This is a genomic window from Pseudomonas sp. FSL R10-0056 (assembly GCF_009600105.1).
GTDB lineage: Bacteria > Pseudomonadota > Gammaproteobacteria > Pseudomonadales > Pseudomonadaceae > Aquipseudomonas > Aquipseudomonas bubulae.
Window position 1 is genome coordinate 1 of the sequence record NZ_WIWL01000223.1, and the last position, 20796, is coordinate 20796.

Genomic DNA, 20796 nt, shown 5'->3' on the forward strand with positions numbered 1-20796 from the left:
CCACCAACCCGCTGACCGGACTGGCCAACCGGCGCATGCTGGACAAGACCCTGGATCTGGAATGGCGCCGCGCACAACGTACAGGCGCGCCGCTGTCACTGATCATGATTGATATCGACCACTTCAAGCCCTTCAACGATGCTTATGGTCATCAGGCAGGGGATGAGGCCCTGCGCCAGGTCGCCCGGGTCATCAAGGCCAATGTGCGACGCCCCGCCGACCTGGTGGCCCGCTACGGCGGTGAAGAGTTCGCGGTGGTGCTGACCGAAACCGACGCGGCAGGCACGCGCCTGCTGGCAGAAAAAATTCGCGCCGCGGTTGAGCAAATGGAGCCGGTCGACCCCACCACCAAAAAACTCACTGTGAGCCTGGGCGCCTGCACCCGCTACGCCAAACCCGGCGACGACCGGGAAGAACTGCTCAGCACTGCCGACAAAGCGCTTTATCAGGCCAAAAAACGCGGGCGCAATCGGGTGATGGATATCAATGAAACCGGCCTGAATGCGCTGAAACCTAAAAACGAAACATAAAAAAAGGCCACCCGAGGGTGGCCTTCAAAAACTAGAGAAAGAAGTTTTACTTAAACTGCCGCAACCGGACGCATATACGAAATCGGTGCAGTGCTGGCATCTTCAAAGGTCACGACTTCCCACGCATCGGTCTGTTCAAGCAGCTTGCGAATCAGCTGGTTGTTCAGTGCATGGCCAGACTTGAAGCCCTTGAATTCACCGATCAGGCTATTGCCCAACAGGTAAAGGTCGCCAATTGCATCGAGGATCTTGTGCTTCACGAATTCGTCTTCATAGCGAAGGCCGTCTTCGTTCAGTACACCATCCGCGTCGACCACGATGGCGTTTTCCACGCTACCGCCGAGTGCGAGGTTGTGCTTGCGCAGGTACTCGATATCACTCATGAAACCAAAGGTACGCGCGCGGCTGACTTCTTTTACAAACGAAGTGCTGGAAAAATCCACGGTTGCACTTTGGGTGCGGTTACGGAAAACCGGGTGATCGAAATCGATCTCGAAGCTCACCTTGAAGCCTTCGAAAGGGACGAAAGTGGCGCGCTTGTCGCCATCTTCCACTGTCACTTCACGCAGGATGCGGATGAACTTCTTCGGCGCGTCCTGTTCTTCCAGGCCGGCAGATTGAATCAAGAACACGAAAGGTCCGGCGCTACCGTCCATAATCGGGACTTCAGACGCGGAGAGTTCGACGTAGGCGTTATCGATCCCCAGGCCAGCCATGGCCGAGAGCAGGTGCTCTACCGTGTCTACTTTTACATCGCCGTTGACCAGCGTGGTCGACATCGTCGTCTCGCCGACGTTTTCCGCGCGCGCAGGGATCTGCACAACAGGGTCAAGGTCTGCACGACAAAACACGATGCCGGTGTCCACAGGCGCAGGCTTGAGGGTCAGGTAGACCTTCTCACCGGAGTGCAGGCCGACACCTGTGGCACGGATAATATTTTTCAGGGTGCGTTGTTTAATCATGGCATTGGCCGCTTCAGCGCAAATTGCGAACTGGTATCAACAAAGGCTGGCGATAATAGCAGACCGAGCCTTTGCTGAACACCAATCACCTTAATACCCCTGATTGATTTCATTAATCAGCCTGGCGACGCAGGAAAGCCGGGATGTCCAGGTAATCCAGATCATCTTGCGGATTGAGCTTGGCAGCAGTCGTCGCGCCTTGCTGGGCCTGGTTGCGCATCACGGTCGGGCGATCCAGATCACGGTAGTTGACCACCGGTTGTTCCTGACGCTCGGTACGGGTTTCCTGACGAACAGGGGCGCTGTGTGCTGCCGAAGCTGCGTACGAAGCCTGCAGGGTGTTGTCGACAACCTTGACCGGCTTCTCGATTTTTGCACCCAGACCGGTAGCAACCACGGTGACATGCAGCTCGTCACGCATGTCCGGATCGATAACAGTACCGACCTTGACCATTGCGTGTTCCGAAGCGAAGGCTTCGATGATGCTGCCCACGTCGGAGTACTCACCCAGGGACAGGTCAGGGCCGGCGGTGATGTTTACCAGGATGCCGCGAGCGCCTTCCAGGTTCACGTCTTCGAGCAACGGGTTGCGAATGGCCGCTTCGGTGGCCTCACGTGCACGGTTCGGACCGCTGGCGCAGCCAGTGCCCATCATCGCCATGCCCATTTCGCTCATCACGGTGCGTACGTCGGCAAAGTCGACGTTGATCATGCCCGGACGCTTGATGATGTCGGAGATACCGCGAACGGCACCGGCCAGTACGTCATCGGCCTTGGCGAACGCAGACAGCAGGCTTGCGTCTTTACCCAGGATGGTGAGCAGTTTTTCGTTCGGAATCGTAATCAACGAATCGACGCTTTCGGACAGCAGACGAATACCTTCGTCGGCGATCTGCATGCGCTTGCGACCTTCGAACGGGAACGGACGGGTCACCACCGCAACGGTGAGGATGCCCATTTCCTTGGCCACTTCGGCAATGATCGGCGCAGCACCGGTACCGGTACCACCGCCCATGCCCGTGGTGATGAACACCATGTTGGTGCCCTGCAACACTTCAGCGATACGCTCGCGGTCTTCCAGGGCAGCCTGACGACCGACCTCAGGGTTCGCGCCGGCACCCAGCCCCTTGGTCACGCCAGTGCCCAGTTGCAGGATGGTACGCGCACCAATGCTTTTGAGCGCTTGTGCGTCTGTGTTGGCGCAGATGAATTCCACGCCTTCGATGTTGCTCTTAACCATGTGGTTAACAGCATTGCCACCGCCACCACCAACACCGATAACTTTGATTACCGGGCTTTGCGGGATGTTGTCTACGAGTTCGAACATGGTCCCTCTCCTTTCATTTCTCTAGTTTTTTTCGCCTACTTCTACCGCTTTGAATCTGTTTACAGCTCAAGCTTTAAAAGTTGCCCTGTACCCAGCGCTTGAGGCGCTCAAGCACAGGGGCTTTTTGTTCGTCACTGCTGTAGTTGTCGCGGTTGCTGATACCCGATATCGAAATACCGTCTGACTGCTTTTGCAGCCCGTACAACAACAAGCCCACAGCGGTGGAATAAATCGGATTGCGCACAACGTCGGTGAGGCCCTTGAAACTGTGCGGCACACCCAGACGGACCGGCATGTGGAAGATCTCTTCGGCCAGTTCGACCGCGCCTTCCATCTTTGAAGTACCACCGGTCAACACGATGCCCGCCGGAATCAGGTCTTCGTAACCGCTGCGACGCAGCTCGGCCTGAATCAGGGTGAACAGCTCGTCGTAACGCGGCTCGACCACTTCGGCCAGGGCCTGACGGGACAGTTCACGGGGTGGGCGATCGCCCACGCTTGGCACCTTGATGGTTTCGCCGGCACCGGCCAGTTTGGCCAGTGCACAGGCGTAACGAATCTTGATTTCTTCGGCATATTGCGTTGGTGTACGCAACGCCATGGCGATGTCGTTGGTCACCTGGTCACCGGCAATCGGTATCACTGCCGTATGGCGAATCGCGCCTTCGGTGAAGATCGCGATGTCGGTGGTGCCGCCGCCGATATCAACCAGGCAAACGCCCAGTTCCTTTTCATCATCGGTCAGTACCGAGTAAGCCGATGCCAACTGCTCAAGGATGATGTCGTCCACCTCAAGGCCACAGCGGAGTACACACTTCTCGATGTTTTGCGCGGCATTCACGGCGCAGGTCACGACGTGAACCTTGGCTTCAAGACGTACGCCCGACATGCCCAGTGGCTCACGTACGCCTTCCTGGTTATCGATCACATAGTCCTGCGCCAGGGTGTGCAGCACACGCTGGTCAGCCGGGATCGCGACAGCCTGGGCGGCGTCGAGGACGCGCTCAAGGTCGGCGGTGCTGACTTCACGATCACGAATCGCCACGATGCCGTGGGAATTCAGGCTGCGGATGTGATTGCCGGCCACGCCGACAAATGCCGAGTGAATCCGGCAACCGGCCATCAGCTGCGCTTCTTCGATGGCGCGCTGGATCGATTGCACGGTGGACTCGATGTTCACCACCACGCCTTTCTTCAGGCCACGGGACGGGTGCGTGCCAATACCGACGATTTCGATCGTGCCGTCTTCACCGACCTCGCCTACCAGCGCAACCACCTTGGAGGTGCCGATATCGAGGCCGACGATCATTTTGCCGCTTTGCACATTTGCCATGGGTCCTGCCTCTTCTTAATTCTTCGCGACAGCGGGTTGGGCTATCGTGGGTGCCACAGGTTCCCGCCAGCCGACGGCCAATCCGTTGGCATAACGCAAATCGATGCGCGCTATGTTTGTAATCTGTTCTTTCAGCGTTTTTTCATAGATGGCTATGAAGCGACGCATTTTTTCTACCAGATGATCGCGCCCCAACAACAGCTCGATCCCGGGCCCTGCACTACCGGCTCCAGTGGTCAGGAACCAGCTACCGCGCTCACGCAACTCCAGCCGGGCTATGGAAAAGCCCATCGGACGCAGCATCTGGCTCAACACCTGATACTGCTGCATCACCTGCTGCTGAGCCCGTTGTGGACCAAACAGCTGCGGCAAATGTTCGTAATTGGCCAGCTCACGCGGGGTGAACGCCTGGCCCTGGTTGTTCAACAGTGCCTCATCCCCCCAACGCGCAACCGGCAGTTGCTCTTCAAGGCGAATCACCACCTGATCGGGCCACACGCGACGGACTTCGGCGTGGGCGATCCAGGGCATCTGCTCGAGCTCGGTGCGCATGCCTTCCAGGTCTACGGTGAAGAAGCTCGCTGCCACATAAGGGGCAATGCGCTGCTGCACGGCTTGCTGGCTGATATAGGTCAAATCGCCCTGCACGTTGATATTGGTGATCGGGCGGTCGGCATAGGGCATCAGGCGCTGCGCACCTTCATAGGTGCCATAACCCAACGCCACCAGCAGCACCGGCCAGAACAACGCTTTCAAAAAGCCGAAATTGGCTTTTGGCAAACGCACCGACATCGGCTCTTTCGCCACCATCCGGCTGGCGCCACGCGGCACCGGCTTGCGGCCGGGAGCGGGTGGTTGATGACGAAGCGATGCACCTTGCATGGACTTAACCCCGCGCCTCTAAACTTGCCGCCAGAATCGACAGCACCAGCTGTTGGAAATCCAGACCCGCCGCCTTGGCCGCCATCGGCACCAGGCTGTGATCGGTCATGCCCGGCGCGGTGTTGACTTCCAGCAGCCAGAACTGGCCTGCAGTGTCCTGCATCACGTCCAGACGGCCCCAACCGGCAATGCCGATCGCCTCGCAGGCTTTCGCCGTGAGGTCCATGAGCTCCTGTTCCTTGGCACTGTCGAGGCCGCACGGGATCCGATACTGGGTATCGTTGGCCACGTACTTGGCGTCGTAGTCGTAAAAGCTGTGGGGCGTACCCAGGGCAATCGGTGGCAACACCTGGTCACGCAGGGTGGCGATGGTGAACTCGGGACCTGTGATCCACTGCTCAACCAACACTTGCGAGTCGTACTTGCTGGCATCGGCCCACGCGACGATCAACTCGTCCACGTTACTCACTTTGGCCATACCGATACTTGAACCTTCATGAGCCGGTTTGACGATCAAAGGGAAGCTCAGTTCCTTGGCCGCAGAAATACAATCGGCTTCGCTGCTCAATACTGCGTGACGTGGCGTTGGAATACCCAGGCTGTGCCACACCTGTTTGGTGCGCAGCTTGTCCATGGCCAGGGCCGACGCGAGGATGCCGCTGCCGGTGTAAGGAATGCCCAGGCACTCCAGTAGGCCTTGCATGCTGCCGTCTTCACCGCCACGACCATGAAGGATGATGAACGCGCGGTCGATTTTTTCGCTGGTGATACGGGTGATGAAGTCATCGCCCACATCAATACCGAAGGCATCCACACCGGCGCTTTGCAGCGCGCCCAGCACGGCATTGCCCGACTTCAACGAGACTTCACGCTCAGCGCTTTTGCCGCCGAACAACACGGCCACACGGCCGAAATCGGCTGGGGCAATGGTCGAGAACAGATTGGCATAGGCAGCAGTCATTTCAACTTTCCTTCACTGGTAGCGGCAACAGCGCCGGCGAACAGCGGGCTCTTGATAAGTTGCGGTGCCAGACGGCCGATATCGCCCGCCCCTTGGCACAACAGAATGTCGCCAGCGCGCAGCAGCGGCTTGACGATCGGCGCCAGCTCGACGCCGCGCTCGATGTAGATCGGGTCCAGCTGGCCGCGCTGACGGATGCTGTGGCACAGCTGGCGGCTGTCAGCCCCGGGAATCGGCTCTTCGCCAGCCGGGTAGACTTCCATCAACAGCAATACGTTGGCATCGGCCAGTACCTGGACGAAATCGTCGTACAGGTCACGGGTGCGGCTGAAACGGTGCGGCTGGTACACCATCACCAGGCGACGTTCCGGCCAGCCACCACGTACGGCCTTGATCACCGCGGCGACTTCGGTCGGGTGGTGACCGTAGTCATCGACCAGCATCACGCTGCCGCCATCAACTGGCAGCTCGCCATAAACCTGGAAGCGTCGCCCCACCCCTTCAAAGCCCGACAGGCCCTGAACGATGGCTTCATCGCTGATGCCTTCATCAGAGGCTATGCAGATGGTGGCAAGGGCATTGAGCACGTTGTGGTTGCCCGGCATGTTCACCGACACATCCAGCGGCTCGCGGTCAGGGCGCAACACGGTGAAGAAGGTTTGCATGCCCTGCTGGCGCACATTGATCGCGCGTACATCAGCGTTTTCGCTGAAGCCGTAGGTCACGGTCGGACGCTTGACCAGCGGCAGGATTTCACGCACCACCGGATCGTCCAGGCACAGCACGGCCAAGCCGTAGAACGGCAGGTTGTGCAGGAACTCGACGAAGGTCTTCTTCAGCTTGTTGAAGTCGCCTTCGTAGGTCGCCATATGGTCGGCGTCAATATTGGTGACCACCGCCACCAACGGCTGCAGATGCAGGAAGCTGGCATCGCTTTCATCAGCTTCGGCAATCAGGTAACGGCTGGTACCCAGTTGTGCATTGGTACCGGCTGCATTCAGGCGGCCACCGATCACGAACGTCGGGTCCAGGCCACCGGCCGCGAACACCGAGGCCAGCAAGCTGGTGGTAGTGGTTTTGCCGTGGGTACCGGCAACAGCGATACCGTGGCGATAGCGCATCAGCTCGGCCAGCATCTCGGCACGAGGCACCACCGGAATGCGGCGCTCAAGTGCGCTCGCAACCTCGGGGTTGGAGGTATTCACGGCACTCGATACCACCAGCACATCGGCGTTGGCAGCGTTCTCGGCGCGGTGGCCGATATAAATGTGTGCGCCGAAGGACTCGAGCCGCTCGGTCACAGGCGAAGCGTTCAGGTCCGAGCCCGACACTTCATAGCCCAGGTTCAGCAACACTTCGGCGATACCGCACATTCCCACACCGCCGATACCGACGAAGTGGATGCGACGGATACGGCGCATTTCCGGTTGTGGCATAGCTTTTTGATTCTCAACCATTGGCCACCTCCAGGCAGATATCTACAACGTTGCGGGTCGCATCGGGTTTGGCCAGGCGGCGGGCATTGGCCGCCATGCTGTTGAGTCGTTCCGGTTGCATCAAAACCTCTGTCAGGCGTGCAGCCAGTTCGGCTGCGCCAGTTGTCGCTTGCGGCATCAGGAAGGCTGCGCCCTCGCGTGCCAAAAAGTCGGCGTTACGGCTCTGATGGTCATCGATCGCGTGGGGCAATGGCACCAGCAGCGAAGGCAGACCGGCCGCAGCCAGTTCACTGACGGTCAGCGCGCCTGCGCGACAAACCACCAGGTCGGCCCAGCCATAGGCATGGGCCATATCCTTGATAAAAGGCTGTACGTCAGCCTCGACGCCGACCGCGACATAGCGCTCGGCGGTAATCCGGTCATGCTGCTTGCCGGCCTGGTGAAACACTTCAGGGCGAACGTCAGCCGGGACCTTGGCCAGCGCTTCAGGCAACAACTTGTTCAACGGCTCGGCGCCGAGGCTGCCGCCCAGTACCAGCAAGCGCGCCTTGCGCCCTTCGAGCGCAGCCCGAGGCGCCAGGGTAAACAGCTCGGGGCGTACCGGATTACCGGTGCTACGCAGCGTCTGCGAGGCTGCAAAGGTGCCGGGAAAGGCTTCGCACACCCGGCTGGTCATCGGCACCAGCAGGCGGTTGGCCGTACCGGCTACCGCGTTCTGCTCGTGAATGATCACCGGTACACCGCAGGTTTTCGCCGCCAGGCCGCCAGGCCCGGTCACGTAACCGCCAAAACCCAGCACACACACCGGCTTGAGTTGACGAATGATCCTGCGCGCCTGAAACAGCGCCTTGAGCAGTACAAAAGGGGCCTTGAGCAACGACAGCTTGCTCTTGCCACGCAGGCCCGCCACGTTAATCAGGTGCAGTTTGAAACCGGCAGGCTCGACCAGTTCATTCTCGATGCCACGGGGCGTACCGAGCCAGTGCACGGTGTAGCCGCGGGCTTCGAATTCGCGGGCGCAAGCCAGCGCCGGGAACACGTGGCCACCGGTGCCGCCCGCCATGATCAGCACGTTAGCGCCCATGGGTCGGCTCCTCTGCAAAGTCGCTTTCTTTGAAATCGGTCTCTTCACTGCCCAGGTGGGTTCGACTCTCCCACTCGATGCGCAGCAACAGCCCCATGCACACGCAGCAAATCACCAGCGAGCTGCCGCCATAACTGAGGAACGGCAGGGTCAGGCCCTTGGTTGGCAACAAGCCGACGTTTACCCCGATATTGATCAGGAACTGGCCGATCCACAGGAACGACAGGCCATAGGCCATATAAGCCGAGAAATACTGTTTGGCGCGCTCGGCCCACATGCCGATGTACATGCCGCGCACACACACGAATACGAACAGGGCCACGGTCAGCAGCGAGCCGACAACACCCAGCTCTTCTGCCAGTACCGAAAACACGAAGTCGGTATGTGCTTCAGGCAGGTAGAACTGCTTCTGCACACTGTTGCCCAGGCCCACGCCAAACCACTCGCCGCGACCGAAGGCGATCAGGGCCTGGGTCAACTGGTAGCCGGAGCCGAACTGGTCGGACCACGGGTCGGTAAAGGTAATCAAACGCGCCATACGGTAAGGCTGTGCCTGTACCAGCACGAACACCGCGCCGACAGCCAGCGCCACCATCAGAGCGAAACGGAACAGGCCGACACCACCGAGAAACAGCATGGCAGCAGCGGCGCCCATCATCACAACCGTGGCTCCGAAGTCGGGCTCCATCAGCAGCAGGCCGGCCATTGGCAGCAGCACGATAAATGGCTTGAAAAAGCCCATCCAGCTATCCCGCACTTCCTTCTGCTGACGCACCAGGTAGCCCGCCAGGTAGATCACCACAAAGACCTTGGCGATCTCCGAAGGCTGCACGTTGAAGAAGCTGAAACCGATCCAGCGCATCGAGCCGTTTACCTCACGGCCAATGCCCGGGATCAGTACGGCCACCAGCAAACCGAATGCACCGATCAGCAACATGAAGCCCATGCGTTGCCAGGTCGCGATCGGCACCATCATGGTCATGATGCATGCGCCCAGGCCGAGCACGATGTAAAACAGGTGGCGGATCATGTGGTACAGGGTGTTGCCCGACTGCAACGCCGCCACTTCGGACGAAGCCGAAGTGATCATCACCAGCCCCAGACCGAGCAAGGCCAGGCAACCGGCGAGCAACGGGAAGTCGAGGTCGATGCCACGGCCCGTAATCAGCGGTGAAGGATAAGGCTTGAGGATGCCGAACATCATGCCAGCACCTCCACGGCGCGAGCGAACAACTGGCCGCGCTCTTCGTAGTTTTTGAACATGTCGAAACTGGCGCAGGCTGGCGACAGCAAGACTGCATCACCCGATTGCGCCAGTGAGCGGCTCAGTGCGATGGCTTCGTCCAGCGAACCGGCACGCACTTGCGGCACGGCATCGCCAAGGGCGTCGGCTATCAGCCCCGCATCACGACCTATCAACACTGCCGCGCGGCAGTGCTTGGCAACCGAATCACGCAAGCCGCTGAAATCCGCGCCCTTGCCGTCGCCGCCGGCGATAAGGATCAGCTTGCCATCCATGTCCATCCCCAGCCCTTCGATAGCAGCCAGTGCCGCGCCGACGTTGGTGGCCTTGGAGTCGTTGTAGTAGCTCACGCCATCCAGCTCGCGCACCCACTGACAGCGATGCTCAAGACCGGTGAAATTGCGCAGGCTGGCGAGCATGGCGTCGAACGGCAGACCAACCGCGTGACCCAGCGCCAGGGCAGCCAGGGCATTGGCCTGATTATGTGCGCCACGCACTTTCAGCTCGCGCACGGGCATGAGGTTCTGGAATTCGAAAGCGAGGTATTTTTCGCCATTTTCTTCACGCAGGCCGAAGGCCTTGAAGTCCGGCGCGCTGAGGCCGAAAGTCCAGCACGGCTGACCTTCGCTCATCAGCGGGCGGGTCAGGGCATCCTGACGATTGACCACCACCTGCCGGGCGCCACGGAAGATCCGGTGCTTGGCCAGGTGGTACGCAGGCAGGCCGCTGTAGCGGTCCATATGGTCTTCGCTGACATTGAGCACTGTGGCCACTTCAGCACCCAGCTGGTTGGTGGTCTCCAGCTGGAAGCTCGACAGCTCCATCACGTACAGCTCGATATCATCGCTGAGCAGGTCCAGTGCCGGCGTGCCAAGGTTGCCACCCACCGCAACGCGCTTGCCGGCTGCCGCAGCCATTTCACCGACCAGGGTGGTCACGGTGCTTTTGGCGTTGGAACCACTGATTGCCACGATAGGCGCTTTCGCGTTACGCGCGAACAGGTCGATGTCGCCCGACAGTTTCACGCCGCGGGCAGCAGCAGCTTGCAGCGCCGGAGTCGCCAGGGCCAGGCCGGGGCTCACGTAAAGCTCGTCGGCGCGGCACAGGAATTCGACATCCAGCTCGCCACAACGCACTTCCACTTGCGGGTAGTCACGGCGCAGCGTGGCAAGCTCCGGCGGGTTTTCCCGCGTATCTGCCACGGCAAACGACACGCCCCGTTGCGCCAGGAAGCGCACCAGGGACATGCCGCTCTTGCCGAGGCCGACAACGATGCGGAAGTGGTCAGAAGCGATCAGAGACACAGGTTCTACCTCAGCTTCAGTGTGGCAAGGCCGACCAGTACGAGAATCACGGTAATGATCCAGAAGCGGACGATCACACGTGGCTCAGGCCAGCCTTTGAGTTCAAAGTGGTGATGAATCGGCGCCATGCGGAACACCCGCTTGCCGGTCAACTTGAAGGACGCTACCTGGATCACCACGGACAGGGTTTCCATCACGAACACACCGCCCATGATGAACAACACGATTTCCTGGCGCACGATCACGGCGATAGTGCCCAGGGCTGCGCCCAGCGCCAGTGCGCCGACATCACCCATAAAGACTTGTGCCGGGTAGGTGTTGAACCACAGGAACCCGAGACCGGCGCCAATCAATGCGCCGCAGAACACAATCAACTCACCCGCGCCCGGTACATAAGGGATCAGCAGGTAGTCGGCAAATTTCACGTTGCCCGACAGGTAGCAGAAGATACCCAGCGCACCGCCGACCATCACGGTGGGCATGATCGCCAGGCCATCGAGGCCGTCAGTCAGGTTGACCGCATTGCTCGAACCCACGATCACAAAGTAGGTGAGAACAACAAAGCCGATGCCCAGCGGAATGCTGGCGTCCTTGAGGATGGGCAGGATCAGCGTGGTTTCTACCGCGCTTGGCGCCGTCACGTACAAGAAGATCGCCGCGCCCAGACCGAACACCGACTGCCAGAAATACTTCCAGCGGCTTGGCAAGCCACGGGAGTTTTTTTCGATTACCTTGCGGTAGTCATCCACCCAGCCGATGGCGCCGAACAACAGGGTCACGATCAGCACGACCCACACATAACGGTTGCTCAGGTCAGCCCACAACAGGGTGCTGATGGCGATGGCCGACAGGATCAACGCGCCGCCCATGGTCGGAGTGCCCGATTTGGACAGGTGCGATTGTGGGCCGTCATTACGTACCGACTGGCCGATCTGACGGTTTTGCAGGGTGCGGATCATCCACGGCCCCAGGCACAGCGACAAGGTCAACGCGGTCAGCACCCCGAGGATCCCGCGCAGGGACAGGTACTGGAAGACCGCGAAGCCTTTATGGAACTGTTGCAGATACTCCGCTAGCAGCAGCAGCATTAATGTTTCTCCCCGCTGGAACCGCACAAAGCCGCAACGACGTTTTCCATCGCAGCGCTGCGCGAGCCCTTGATCAAAATAGTGGTGTTTGTTTCGTGCTCAGCGCGAAGCGCCTTGATCAGGTCAGCCTGATTGGCGAAGTGACGAGCCTGGTGTCCAAAAGCAGTGACGGCATGAGCCATCATGGGTCCCACCGCATAGAGCGCTGAAACTTTGTCGGCGGCATAAGCGCCTACTTCACGATGTCCTTGCTCCGCCCACTCACCCAGTTCGCCAATATCTCCGAGCACCAGGACGGTGCGGCCGGAAAAGGCGGCGAGTATATCAACGGCAGCGCACATTGAGGTGGGGTTTGCGTTGTAAGTGTCATCAATAATTCGCAGGCCCGCGGCGGTCAATTGCGCGACAGCGCGACCTTTTACCGGCAACACGGCTTCAAGGCCGGTTTTGATACCAAACAGCGACACGCCGAGGGCGTGAGCAGCTGCCGCAGCGGCCTGTGCGTTGGCCACGTTGTGGGTGCCCAACAGGTTAAGTTGGACCTGCTCGCTACCCAGCGGGCTGTGCAAGGTGAAGCCCGGGCAACCGCGAGCGTCACGGCTCAGATCGCTGGCATAAAAATCGGCTTGAGGGTTGTTCAAGGCAAAACTCAGCACCTTGCGCCCCGCTGCCCGGTTCTTCCAGATGGCGAATGCCTTGTCATCCAGATTCAGGACAGCGATTCCGTCAGCCTTCAGCCCTTCGATGATTTCGCCCTTGGCTTCGACGATTTTATCCGGGCCACCGAACTCGCCCACGTGGGCAGTACCGGCATTGTTGAGCACGGCGACATGGGGCTGGGTCATGGCCACGGTGTAGGCAATTTCGCCGAGGCGTGAAGCGCCCAGCTCAATAACCGCAGCCGTGTGCTCAGTTGTCAGTTCCAGCAGCGTCAACGGCACGCCCAGATCGTTGTTCAGGTTGCCTTTGGTCGCCAGCACCGGGCCACGGGTGCGCAGAATGCAGGCGAGCATTTCTTTGACCGTGGTCTTGCCGCTTGAGCCGGTAATCGCCGCCACCGGTTTGTCGTAGCCGGCACGGTTGAGCGCACCCAGGCGACCCAAAGCTTCGCGGGTGTCCTTGACCACCAGCTGTGGCAGCGCCGACTCCGGCACTTCGCGCTCAACCAGCGCGGCAACGGCGCCCTTGGCAGCCACTTCATTGAGGTAGTCGTGGCCATCGAAACGCGGGCCGGTCAGCGCAATAAACAGCTGACCCTTGCTGATCGCCCGGCTGTCGATGCTGACCCCGCTGAAACGGCAGTCGACATCGACCACACGCCCCTGCAGGGCAGCAGCCACTTCACTGAGCAACAGAGGCTTAAGCATGGGCAGCCTCCCAGGTGTTCAAGGCTTTTTCGGCTTCGACCAGATCAGAGAAGTCATGGCGTTCGCCGTTGATTTCCTGATAGTCCTCATGACCTTTACCCGCCAGCACGATTACGTCAGCGGCGCTGGCACCGGCGATCAACTGCGCAATGGCATCACCGCGACCGGCGACAAAAGTGACGTCCTGCGGCGCGACAAAACCCTCACGAATATCATCAAAAATTTGCCCCGGTGCTTCGGTGCGCGGGTTGTCGTCAGTGACCAGAACACCATCAGCCAAACGCTCAACCACCTGCGCCATCAACGGACGCTTGCCGCGGTCACGGTCGCCGCCGCAGCCGAACAGGCACAGCAACTGACCTTTGGCATGCGGGCGCAGGGCCAGCAGTACTTTTTCCAGTGCATCCGGGGTGTGGGCGTAGTCAACCACCACCAGCGGCTTGTTGCCGCCACCCAAACGCTGCATGCGACCGACCGGGCCTTCCAGCTTGGGCAGCACTTTGAGAATTTCGTCCAGCGGGTAGTCCAGCCCAAGCAAGGCGCCAACGGCAGCCAGTACGTTGCTCAGGTTGAAGCGTCCCAGCAGCGAGCTGCGCAACAGATGCTCGCCTTGTGCCGTCACTACGGTGGCCCGCACACCGTCATCATCAAAGATGGCATCACGGCAGTACAGGGTGGCCCCTGTGTCCTCAAGGCTATAGCTGATCAGGCGCGACTCATGCTTTTCAGCGGCCAGTTGGCGGCCAAATTCATCGTCCAGGTTCAGCACCCGGCAGCGCAGGTCCGGCCAGGCAAACAACTTGGCCTTGGCGGCGGCGTAAGCCTCCATCGTGCCGTGGTAATCCAGATGGTCGCGGGACAGGTTGGTCAGCACGGCGACGTCAAATGCCAACGCACTGACGCGCCCCTGATCCAGGCCATGGGAAGAAACCTCCATCGCTACCGCTTTGGCCCCGGCCTTTTTCAGGTCGGCGAGCATGGCCTGTACGGCAATCGGGTCTGGCGTGGTGTGACGACCGCTTTGCAGCGCACCATAAAAACCGGTGCCCAAGGTGCCGACGATGCCGCAGTGCTGACCCAGCAGGTCAAGCGCCTGGGCCACCAGCTGAGTGACGCTGGTTTTGCCGTTGGTGCCAGTGACACCTACCAGATTCAGATGCCGGCTGGGCTCACCATAAAAACGCCCGGCGATATCCGACAGCTGGGCCGCAAGGCCCTTGACCGGAATCAGCGGCACGGCAGAGATAGGCAGCACATCAGCGCCGTCCACTTCATAGGCCACGGCAGCAGCGCCGCGCTTAAGGGCGTCAGCGATATGTTCACGACCATCGAGCTTGCCGCCAGGCACCGCAAGGAACAGATCACCTGCGCGTACATTGCGGCTGTCGAGGGTCAGTTCACGGATCAGCAGATCGTGACCGGCGTGAGGGAAAATCTTGTTCAGGCTCAGGGACATTAGCCACGCCCTCCTTTGGCTGCTGCAGCGGCTGCCGCTGCTTGTTGCTCCGCTGCCGTTGGCAGGTTATCCGGGATCACGTTCATCAGACGCAGCGTGCCGGACATGACTTTGCTGAATACCGGTGCCGAAACCAGACCACCGAAGTAGCCCGCCTTGCTCGGCTCATCGATCACCACGACGATCGCGTAACGCGGGTCGCTCATGGGACCAAAGCCGGCAAACAGGGAACGGTAGGAGTTCACTGCGTAGCCTTTTACGCCACCACCCGTGGTTTTACGCGCCGTACCCGACTTGCCGCCGACGTGATACGCCGGAACCTTGGCACGCCATACACCACGCGGGTTTTCGATTACTTCCTGGAGCATGCCCTGCAGCGTCTTGGCGACTTGCTCCGGCATGACCTGAGCGGCCTGAACAGGTTTGTCCTTGTCTGTCTTGAGCAGGGTCAGCGGAGCGAGCTTGCCGTTGTTGGCCAGGGCCGAGAAGGCATGCACCAGCTGGATCGCGGTCACGGACACGCCGTAGCCGTAAGACAGGGTCGCGGTTTCCGCCTTGCGCCATTCACGGTAGTTGGGCAGGTTTCCCACACGCTCGCCCGGGAAGCCCAGACCGGTGTCCTGGCCCAGCCCCATCTTGGCCATCTGGCGGAAGATCGCTTCACCGCCGATATCGAAGGCCACCTTGCTCATCCCCACGTTACTGGAGTTGATCAGGATGCCGGTCAGGTCGAGGACCGGACCTTCAGTGCGCGATACGTCACGAATGGTGTATTTGCCCAGCTGCAAGGTGCCCGGGTACACCTCAACCTTGTCGGTGGGTTTCCAGCGCCCGGTTTCCAGGGCGGCACTCATGGAGATCGGTTTGACCGTCGAGCCCGGCTCGAACACGTCGATCATGGCGCGGTTACGCATCATCGCCGGTTGCAGGTTGCGACGGTTATTCGGGTTGTAGGTGGGTTGGTTGACCATGGCCAGAATCTCGCCGGTCTTCACATCCATGATCACCAGGCTGCCAGCCTTGGCGCCGTTCTCGACCAGCGCATTGCGCAGTTCGCGGTTGGCCAGGTATTGCAGGCGCAGGTCAATCGACAACGCCAAGGTCTTGCCGGCCTTGGCGTTTTTGGTCACTTGCACGTCTTTGATCAGACGCCCGCGCCGGTCCTTGATCACTTGCCGCTTGCCCGGCACCCCGGCCAGCCATTCGTCATAGGCCAGTTCGACGCCTTCGCGTCCTTTATCGTCGATATCGGTAAAGCCGACCATATGCGCCGTCACCTCACCCGCAGGGTAGAAACGACGGAACTCTTCAATGCCATAAACACCCGGCACCTTGAGGTCGAGCACCACCTGGCCCTGCTCGGGAGTCAGGCCCCGCACCAGATAGATAAATTCTTTGTTGGCTTGCTGTTCCAGGCGTGCGGTCAGCACCTTGGGGTCTTGCCCAAGCGCGTGTGCCAGGGCTGGCCAACGGTCTTTGGCAACCTGCATTTCCTTGGCATTGGCCCACAGGGTGGTCACCGGCGTGCTCACGGCCAAAGGCTCGCCATTGCGGTCGGTAATCAGGCCACGGTGTGCAGGGATAGGGATATGCCGCAAGCTGCGAGCATCGCCCTGGCCCTTGAGGAAGTCATGGTCGATAACTTGCAGATAAACGATCTGGCACGCGATTGCACCTACCAGCAGTGCCAGCAATGCCAGCACCACACGAAAACGCCACGGATAGAGCGCGCCTTCGAGTTTGATCATGGCGCCACCATTCGAACTTCTGCTGCGCCAGGAATGCGCATCTTCAGTTGTTCGCTGGCCAGGGTTTCGATGCGGCTATGGGCAGTCCAGGTGCTCTGCTCGAGAATCAGGCGGCCCCATTCGGCCTGCGCCTTGTCCCGTACGCTCAGCTCCCCGTACAGGGTGTTGAGCAACTGGCGGTTCCAGTGGGCGCTATACGAAACGCCCACAGCCGAAACCAGCACGCCAATAAACAACAGCAGCATGAAAAAACTTCCGCCGGGAAGTGGTTTGGCGAAGAGCTTGTTCAACGAAGCTTCTCCGCGACGCGCATGACAGCGCTGCGCGAGCGCGGATTGGCTTTGAGTTCGGCATCGGACGCGGTCTGTGCCTTGCCATGAATCTTGATCTTCGGTTCGAAGGCAACGTGCTGCACGGGCAAGCCGCGCGGCAGGTTGTCGGGCTCGCCCTTGACCAGTTTGCGCATAAACAGTTTGACGATGCGGTCTTCCAGCGAGTGGAAGCTGATAACGACCAGGCGGCCGCCGATAGCCAGGGACTCAAGGGCAGCTTCAAGGCCAGCCTCAAGGTCACCCAGTTCGTTGTTCACATGAATGCGCAGGCCCTGGAAAGTGCGGGTCGCCGGGTGCTTGCCCTTCTCCCAGGCCGGGTTGGCCACTTTCAGCACTTCGGCCAGGTCGCCTGTACGCTCGAACGGCTTGATATCGCGACGTTCGACAACCGCACGGGCCATGCGACCGGAAAACCGCTCTTCGCCGTATTCCTTGAATACGCGGGCGATTTCCTCCTGGGAGGCAGTGTTGACGAACTCGGCCGCGCTGATACCGCGATCAGGGTCCATACGCATGTCCAGCGGGCCGTCATTCATAAAGCTGAAGCCGCGCTCCGGGTCGTCAAGCTGTGGCGAAGAGACACCCAGATCAAGCAACACGCCGTCGACCTTGCCAGCCAGACCGCGCTCGGCAATTTCGGATCCCATTTCCGCAAAACTGCGCTGCACAATGACAAAGCGGCCGTCTTCGGCCGCCAGCGCTTGCCCGGTGGCAATCGCTTGTGGATCTTTATCGAACCCGAGCAGACGCCCCTCAGGGCCCAGCTTCTGGAGTATCAGGCGGCTATGTCCGCCGCGACCGAAGGTGCCATCCAGATAGCATCCATCAGGGCGTACGGCGAGAGCCTCTACGGCTTCGTCGAGCAGTACGGTGATGTGGTTGAAGCCGCTATCTATAGTCACAGAATTAAATCACGCAGTTCGTCAGGCATCGCGCCCGGTTGTTGAATGGCTGCAAGGTCAGCGGCAGAAACCGCCTCCCAAGCATCCTCGTCCCACAGTTGAAACTTGTTCAGCTGGCCCACCAGCATTGCGCGCTTGTCCAGTCGGGCATATTCACGCAAGCGGGGCGGTACCAGAAAACGACCACTGCCATCGAGCTCAAGGTCGACGGCGTTACCAATCAACAGACGTTGCAAGCGGCGGTTTTCTTCACGCAGCGAAGGCAACGCCCGAAGCTTGGTTTCAATCAACTCCCACTCATCGAGGGGGTACACACACAAGCAGGGATCAACGGCATCAATGGTCACGATCAGTTGCCCGGAACTGCGCAAATTCAACTCGTCACGGTACCGGCTCGGCATTGCGAGACGGCCCTTGGCATCGAGACTGATTGCGTTGGCTCCGCGAAACACTGGCCGCATCTCCAAATATTAGCGTTTTACGTCTAAAAAACCCACTTCACGCCACTTTTCACCACTTATGCACACTATAGGAATGCGCCCACACCACCGTCAAGGAGCGGCCTACAGGAAAACCCTTACATAACGGAGATTTAGGAGGGGAAATAGACGTGGAGCAGTAAGCGGAGAGATTTTTTGACCCGCGACGTGCTGCAAATTCAAAGCTCTGGACTTCAAACTTAAAGTAGTTTGTTAAGAGTAAGAACTTTTCGGCATTACGTCGGGAAATAATCTTGCGATGAATTGCAGGGGGGATAAGGCAATTGCGAATATAGCAATCTGCCTGCAGCGCAGACAGAAGAAAAAAAGGTGGAGAGTCGATCTGTAAGCCGGGTTCTGTCGTGAACAGTCATTCGTCTACGATGGCCATCACTGGACATCTTTAGCAACCTACCCGGTCCCAGCGCGGGCCACGCCTTGGGACCCTATTTGGTCTTGCTCCAAGTGGGGTTTACCTAGCCACGAACTGTTGCCAGTCGTGCGGTGCGCTCTTACCGCACCTTTTCACCCTTACCGGCGCCGAAGCGCTTAGGCGGTTATTTTCTGTGGCACTTTCCGTAGGCTCACGCCTCCCAGGCATTACCTGGCACTTCGCCCTATGGAGCCCGGACTTTCCTCCCCCCCCTAATTTTCATAGAGGGCAGCGACTGTCCAATCGACTCTCCGGCGCGAAGATTAACTGTACAGAGCGTATAGAACAAGCGTTAAAAGCCGCAAGGCAGGTTGATTTGCCTGACTTGCGGCCTTTAGCCACGGGCTAGAACACAAAGAAATATCAAAGTGCCATCACCCGATATCAATTGTTACTCACTTTTCTGCTTTTCAAGTGCAACTTGGTACAACACGTTTTTGCGCTCACCCGTTATTTCAGCTGCAAGTGCAGCAGCACGCTTGAGCGGCATTTCTTTAAGCAGCAAGTCGAGAATACGCATTGCCTCACTGCTGACCGCGTCTTCCGTTTCTGGCGCAGTCCAGCCGGCAACCAGAACCACACACTCGCCGCGCTGCTGGTTACTGTCGCTTTCAACAAAAGCGCGCAGCTCGGACAGGGGCAAACCTTTGAGCGTCTCGAATGTTTTAGTCAGCTCACGCGCCAGCAATGCCGGGCGCTCGGGCCCGAATACCAATTCAAGATCTTGCAGGCACTCAAGAATACGGTGCGGGGCCTCGTAAAAAATCAGTGTGCGCGGCTCTTCCTTAAGTAATTGCAGCCGCGAACGACGCCCAACCGCCTTGGCCGGCAGGAACCCCTCAAAGATAAAGCGATCAGAAGGCAGCCCCGCAGCCGACAAGGCGGCGATCAAGGCGCAGGCTCCCGGCACGGGCACGACCTTGATCCCGGCAGCACGCGCCTGACGCACGAGGTGATAACCGGGGTCGGAGATCAGCGGGGTACCGGCATCCGAGATCAATGCCACATCTTCACCCGCCAGCAAACGCTGGATAAACCGACTGCCTTCATCACGCTCGTTATGCTCGTGACAGGCACCCAGCGGCGTGGAGATACCAAAATGCTGCATCAAGCGCAGGGAGTGGCGCGTGTCTTCGGCCGCAATCAGCGATACATCACGCAATACCTTGAGCGCACGCGCACTGATGTCGTCCAGGTTACCGATGGGCGTGGCCACCACATAAAGTGAGCCAAGAACGGAATTCAAATCACCTGGAGCAGTCAAAACGCACACCTCATAAGAGTTAAAGGCGCCATTGTAGCGCGTAGAGCCCTCATGAACGCACCCACCCTGCAGGCCGCAAAACGCCAACCGGGTAAACTTTTAATGCCACAACGTACATAACGCATCTAAATTCAGGCTTTATTGCCTCTAACATCGCGCCCCGGCCAGTGCTTGGGTACACTTCCCAACTCATTTGATCGAGTATCAGGAACACTACATGATCGCTTGCCTGCGGCTGTTCACTGCCCTCTGCCTTGCTGCCCTGCTGGCGGCTTGCGCCAGCTCGCCCTCGTCCAGCCTTGGCGAACTTCCACGGACCCCGGATGCCAGCCTTGAGCAATTGCTCCAGCAGGCCACCGAGAGCACCAATCCGGAAAAAGCCGCCCTGTTGCGCCTGTCGGCAGCCGACCTTGCCCTGCGCCAGCAAAACAACGCCCGCGCCGCGCAGATCCTGGCCATGGTCCCGCTGGACCAGCTCAAGCCCGCACAACAGGTTTTTGCCAACACCCTGGCAGCCGAACTGGCGATGAACCGCAATGATCCCAAGGCCGCAGTCGCCGCCCTGAATCATCCAAGCACATCGATCCTGGGCGAGCTGCCCGTCGACCTGCAAGTGCGCACCCGTACCGTGCATGCCCGCGCCCTGGAGGCTGACGGCCAGGCCC

Annotated in this window: 19 protein-coding genes and 1 other RNA gene; 2 read left to right on the forward strand and 18 right to left on the reverse strand. The window is 59.5% G+C overall.

The window, feature by feature from the left end:
* A partial coding sequence (locus tag GHO42_RS22155) for a GGDEF domain-containing protein (RefSeq protein WP_153384187.1) occupies window positions 1-530 on the forward strand: 530 nt, incomplete at its 5' end.
* A 50-nt stretch (window positions 531-580) separates the two neighbouring features.
* Here the strand turns inward: GHO42_RS22155 and lpxC are convergent.
* The 18 genes from lpxC to rsmI all read right to left on the reverse strand — a co-directional run bounded on the left by lpxC (window position 581) and on the right by rsmI (window position 20113).
* Window positions 581-1492, reverse strand: a complete 912-nt coding sequence (gene lpxC / locus GHO42_RS22160; RefSeq protein ID WP_019823785.1) for a UDP-3-O-acyl-N-acetylglucosamine deacetylase — start codon at window positions 1490-1492, stop codon at window positions 581-583.
* A gap of 112 nt (window positions 1493-1604) precedes the next feature.
* Window positions 1605-2819, reverse strand: a complete 1215-nt coding sequence (gene ftsZ, locus GHO42_RS22165; protein ID WP_095001531.1) for a cell division protein FtsZ — start codon at window positions 2817-2819, stop codon at window positions 1605-1607.
* Between the two features lie 73 nt (window positions 2820-2892).
* Window positions 2893-4152 (reverse strand): cell division protein FtsA, encoded by a 1260-nt coding sequence (gene ftsA, locus GHO42_RS22170; RefSeq protein ID WP_133144788.1) that lies wholly within the window; start codon window positions 4150-4152, stop codon window positions 2893-2895.
* Window positions 4153-4167: 15 nt separating this feature from the next.
* Window positions 4168-5034 (reverse strand): cell division protein FtsQ/DivIB, encoded by an 867-nt coding sequence (locus GHO42_RS22175; RefSeq protein ID WP_095001532.1) that lies wholly within the window; start codon window positions 5032-5034, stop codon window positions 4168-4170.
* Between the two features lie 4 nt (window positions 5035-5038).
* Window positions 5039-5995: a D-alanine--D-alanine ligase gene (locus tag GHO42_RS22180; protein WP_088379010.1), complete on the reverse strand. Its 957-nt coding sequence runs from the start codon at window positions 5993-5995 to the stop codon at window positions 5039-5041.
* A complete protein-coding gene (gene murC / locus GHO42_RS22185) occupies window positions 5992-7452 on the reverse strand; it encodes a UDP-N-acetylmuramate--L-alanine ligase (protein WP_095001533.1) in 1461 nt (486 codons plus the stop codon). The genes GHO42_RS22180 and murC overlap by 4 nt, the downstream gene beginning before the upstream one ends.
* On the reverse strand, window positions 7445-8515 hold the full coding sequence (gene murG / locus GHO42_RS22190; protein ID WP_095026394.1) for an undecaprenyldiphospho-muramoylpentapeptide beta-N-acetylglucosaminyltransferase: 1071 nt from the start codon (window positions 8513-8515) through the stop codon (window positions 7445-7447). The genes murC and murG overlap by 8 nt, the downstream gene beginning before the upstream one ends.
* Window positions 8505-9719 (reverse strand): putative lipid II flippase FtsW, encoded by a 1215-nt coding sequence (ftsW, locus tag GHO42_RS22195; RefSeq protein WP_095001535.1) that lies wholly within the window; start codon window positions 9717-9719, stop codon window positions 8505-8507. Before ftsW ends, murG begins: the two co-directional genes overlap by 11 nt.
* Complete coding sequence (murD, locus tag GHO42_RS22200; RefSeq protein WP_095001536.1) at window positions 9716-11062, reverse strand: UDP-N-acetylmuramoyl-L-alanine--D-glutamate ligase; 1347 nt, start codon at window positions 11060-11062, stop codon at window positions 9716-9718. Before murD ends, ftsW begins: the two co-directional genes overlap by 4 nt.
* Window positions 11063-11067: 5 nt before the next feature.
* Window positions 11068-12150 carry a phospho-N-acetylmuramoyl-pentapeptide-transferase gene (gene mraY, locus GHO42_RS22205; protein ID WP_095001537.1) on the reverse strand — a complete coding sequence of 361 codons (1083 nt, stop codon included), beginning with the start codon at window positions 12148-12150 and terminating at the stop codon, window positions 11068-11070.
* Window positions 12150-13517: a UDP-N-acetylmuramoyl-tripeptide--D-alanyl-D-alanine ligase gene (gene murF, locus GHO42_RS22210; protein WP_095025450.1), complete on the reverse strand. Its 1368-nt coding sequence runs from the start codon at window positions 13515-13517 to the stop codon at window positions 12150-12152. Before murF ends, mraY begins: the two co-directional genes overlap by 1 nt.
* Window positions 13510-14973 (reverse strand): UDP-N-acetylmuramoyl-L-alanyl-D-glutamate--2,6-diaminopimelate ligase, encoded by a 1464-nt coding sequence (locus GHO42_RS22215; protein ID WP_095018296.1) that lies wholly within the window; start codon window positions 14971-14973, stop codon window positions 13510-13512. The genes murF and GHO42_RS22215 overlap by 8 nt, the downstream gene beginning before the upstream one ends.
* Window positions 14973-16721: a penicillin-binding protein 2 gene (locus GHO42_RS22220; protein WP_095018295.1), complete on the reverse strand. Its 1749-nt coding sequence runs from the start codon at window positions 16719-16721 to the stop codon at window positions 14973-14975. The genes GHO42_RS22215 and GHO42_RS22220 overlap by 1 nt, the downstream gene beginning before the upstream one ends.
* Window positions 16718-17011 carry a cell division protein FtsL gene (gene ftsL / locus GHO42_RS22225; RefSeq protein ID WP_019823808.1) on the reverse strand — a complete coding sequence of 98 codons (294 nt, stop codon included), beginning with the start codon at window positions 17009-17011 and terminating at the stop codon, window positions 16718-16720. Before ftsL ends, GHO42_RS22220 begins: the two co-directional genes overlap by 4 nt.
* Window positions 17008-17955: a 16S rRNA (cytosine(1402)-N(4))-methyltransferase RsmH gene (rsmH, locus tag GHO42_RS22230; RefSeq protein ID WP_165446504.1), complete on the reverse strand. Its 948-nt coding sequence runs from the start codon at window positions 17953-17955 to the stop codon at window positions 17008-17010. Before rsmH ends, ftsL begins: the two co-directional genes overlap by 4 nt.
* On the reverse strand, window positions 17952-18407 hold the full coding sequence (mraZ, locus tag GHO42_RS22235; RefSeq protein WP_095001541.1) for a division/cell wall cluster transcriptional repressor MraZ: 456 nt from the start codon (window positions 18405-18407) through the stop codon (window positions 17952-17954). Before mraZ ends, rsmH begins: the two co-directional genes overlap by 4 nt.
* 357 nt (window positions 18408-18764) lie before the next feature.
* Window positions 18765-19118, reverse strand: an RNA gene (rnpB, locus tag GHO42_RS22240) — RNase P RNA component class A.
* 140 nt (window positions 19119-19258) lie between these two features.
* A complete protein-coding gene (gene rsmI / locus GHO42_RS22245) occupies window positions 19259-20113 on the reverse strand; it encodes a 16S rRNA (cytidine(1402)-2'-O)-methyltransferase (protein ID WP_095001542.1) in 855 nt (284 codons plus the stop codon).
* Window positions 20114-20348: 235 nt separating this feature from the next.
* Here rsmI and GHO42_RS22250 point away from each other — a divergent pair.
* Window positions 20349-20796, forward strand: a 448-nt coding sequence (locus tag GHO42_RS22250) for a penicillin-binding protein activator (RefSeq protein WP_178114943.1), incomplete at its 3' end; no start/stop codon positions are given.

Excerpts from the sequence above, each read along its gene's own strand:
- lpxC (WP_019823785.1), bottom strand. The coding sequence starts at position 1,492 with ATGATTAAACAACGCACCCTGAAAAATATTATCCGTGCCACAGGTGTC.
- ftsZ (WP_095001531.1), bottom strand. The coding sequence starts at position 2,819 with ATGTTCGAACTCGTAGACAACATCCCGCAAAGCCCGGTAATCAAAGTT.
- ftsA (WP_133144788.1), bottom strand. The coding sequence starts at position 4,152 with ATGGCAAATGTGCAAAGCGGCAAAATGATCGTCGGCCTCGATATCGGC.
- GHO42_RS22175 (WP_095001532.1), bottom strand. The coding sequence starts at position 5,034 with ATGCAAGGTGCATCGCTTCGTCATCAACCACCCGCTCCCGGCCGCAAG.
- GHO42_RS22180 (WP_088379010.1), bottom strand. The coding sequence starts at position 5,995 with ATGACTGCTGCCTATGCCAATCTGTTCTCGACCATTGCCCCAGCCGAT.
- murC (WP_095001533.1), bottom strand. The coding sequence starts at position 7,452 with ATGGTTGAGAATCAAAAAGCTATGCCACAACCGGAAATGCGCCGTATC.
- murG (WP_095026394.1), bottom strand. The coding sequence starts at position 8,515 with ATGGGCGCTAACGTGCTGATCATGGCGGGCGGCACCGGTGGCCACGTG.
- ftsW (WP_095001535.1), bottom strand. The coding sequence starts at position 9,719 with ATGATGTTCGGCATCCTCAAGCCTTATCCTTCACCGCTGATTACGGGC.
- mraY (WP_095001537.1), bottom strand. The coding sequence starts at position 12,150 with ATGCTGCTGCTGCTAGCGGAGTATCTGCAACAGTTCCATAAAGGCTTC.
- murF (WP_095025450.1), bottom strand. The coding sequence starts at position 13,517 with ATGCTTAAGCCTCTGTTGCTCAGTGAAGTGGCTGCTGCCCTGCAGGGG.
- GHO42_RS22215 (WP_095018296.1), bottom strand. The coding sequence starts at position 14,973 with ATGTCCCTGAGCCTGAACAAGATTTTCCCTCACGCCGGTCACGATCTG.
- GHO42_RS22220 (WP_095018295.1), bottom strand. The coding sequence starts at position 16,721 with ATGATCAAACTCGAAGGCGCGCTCTATCCGTGGCGTTTTCGTGTGGTG.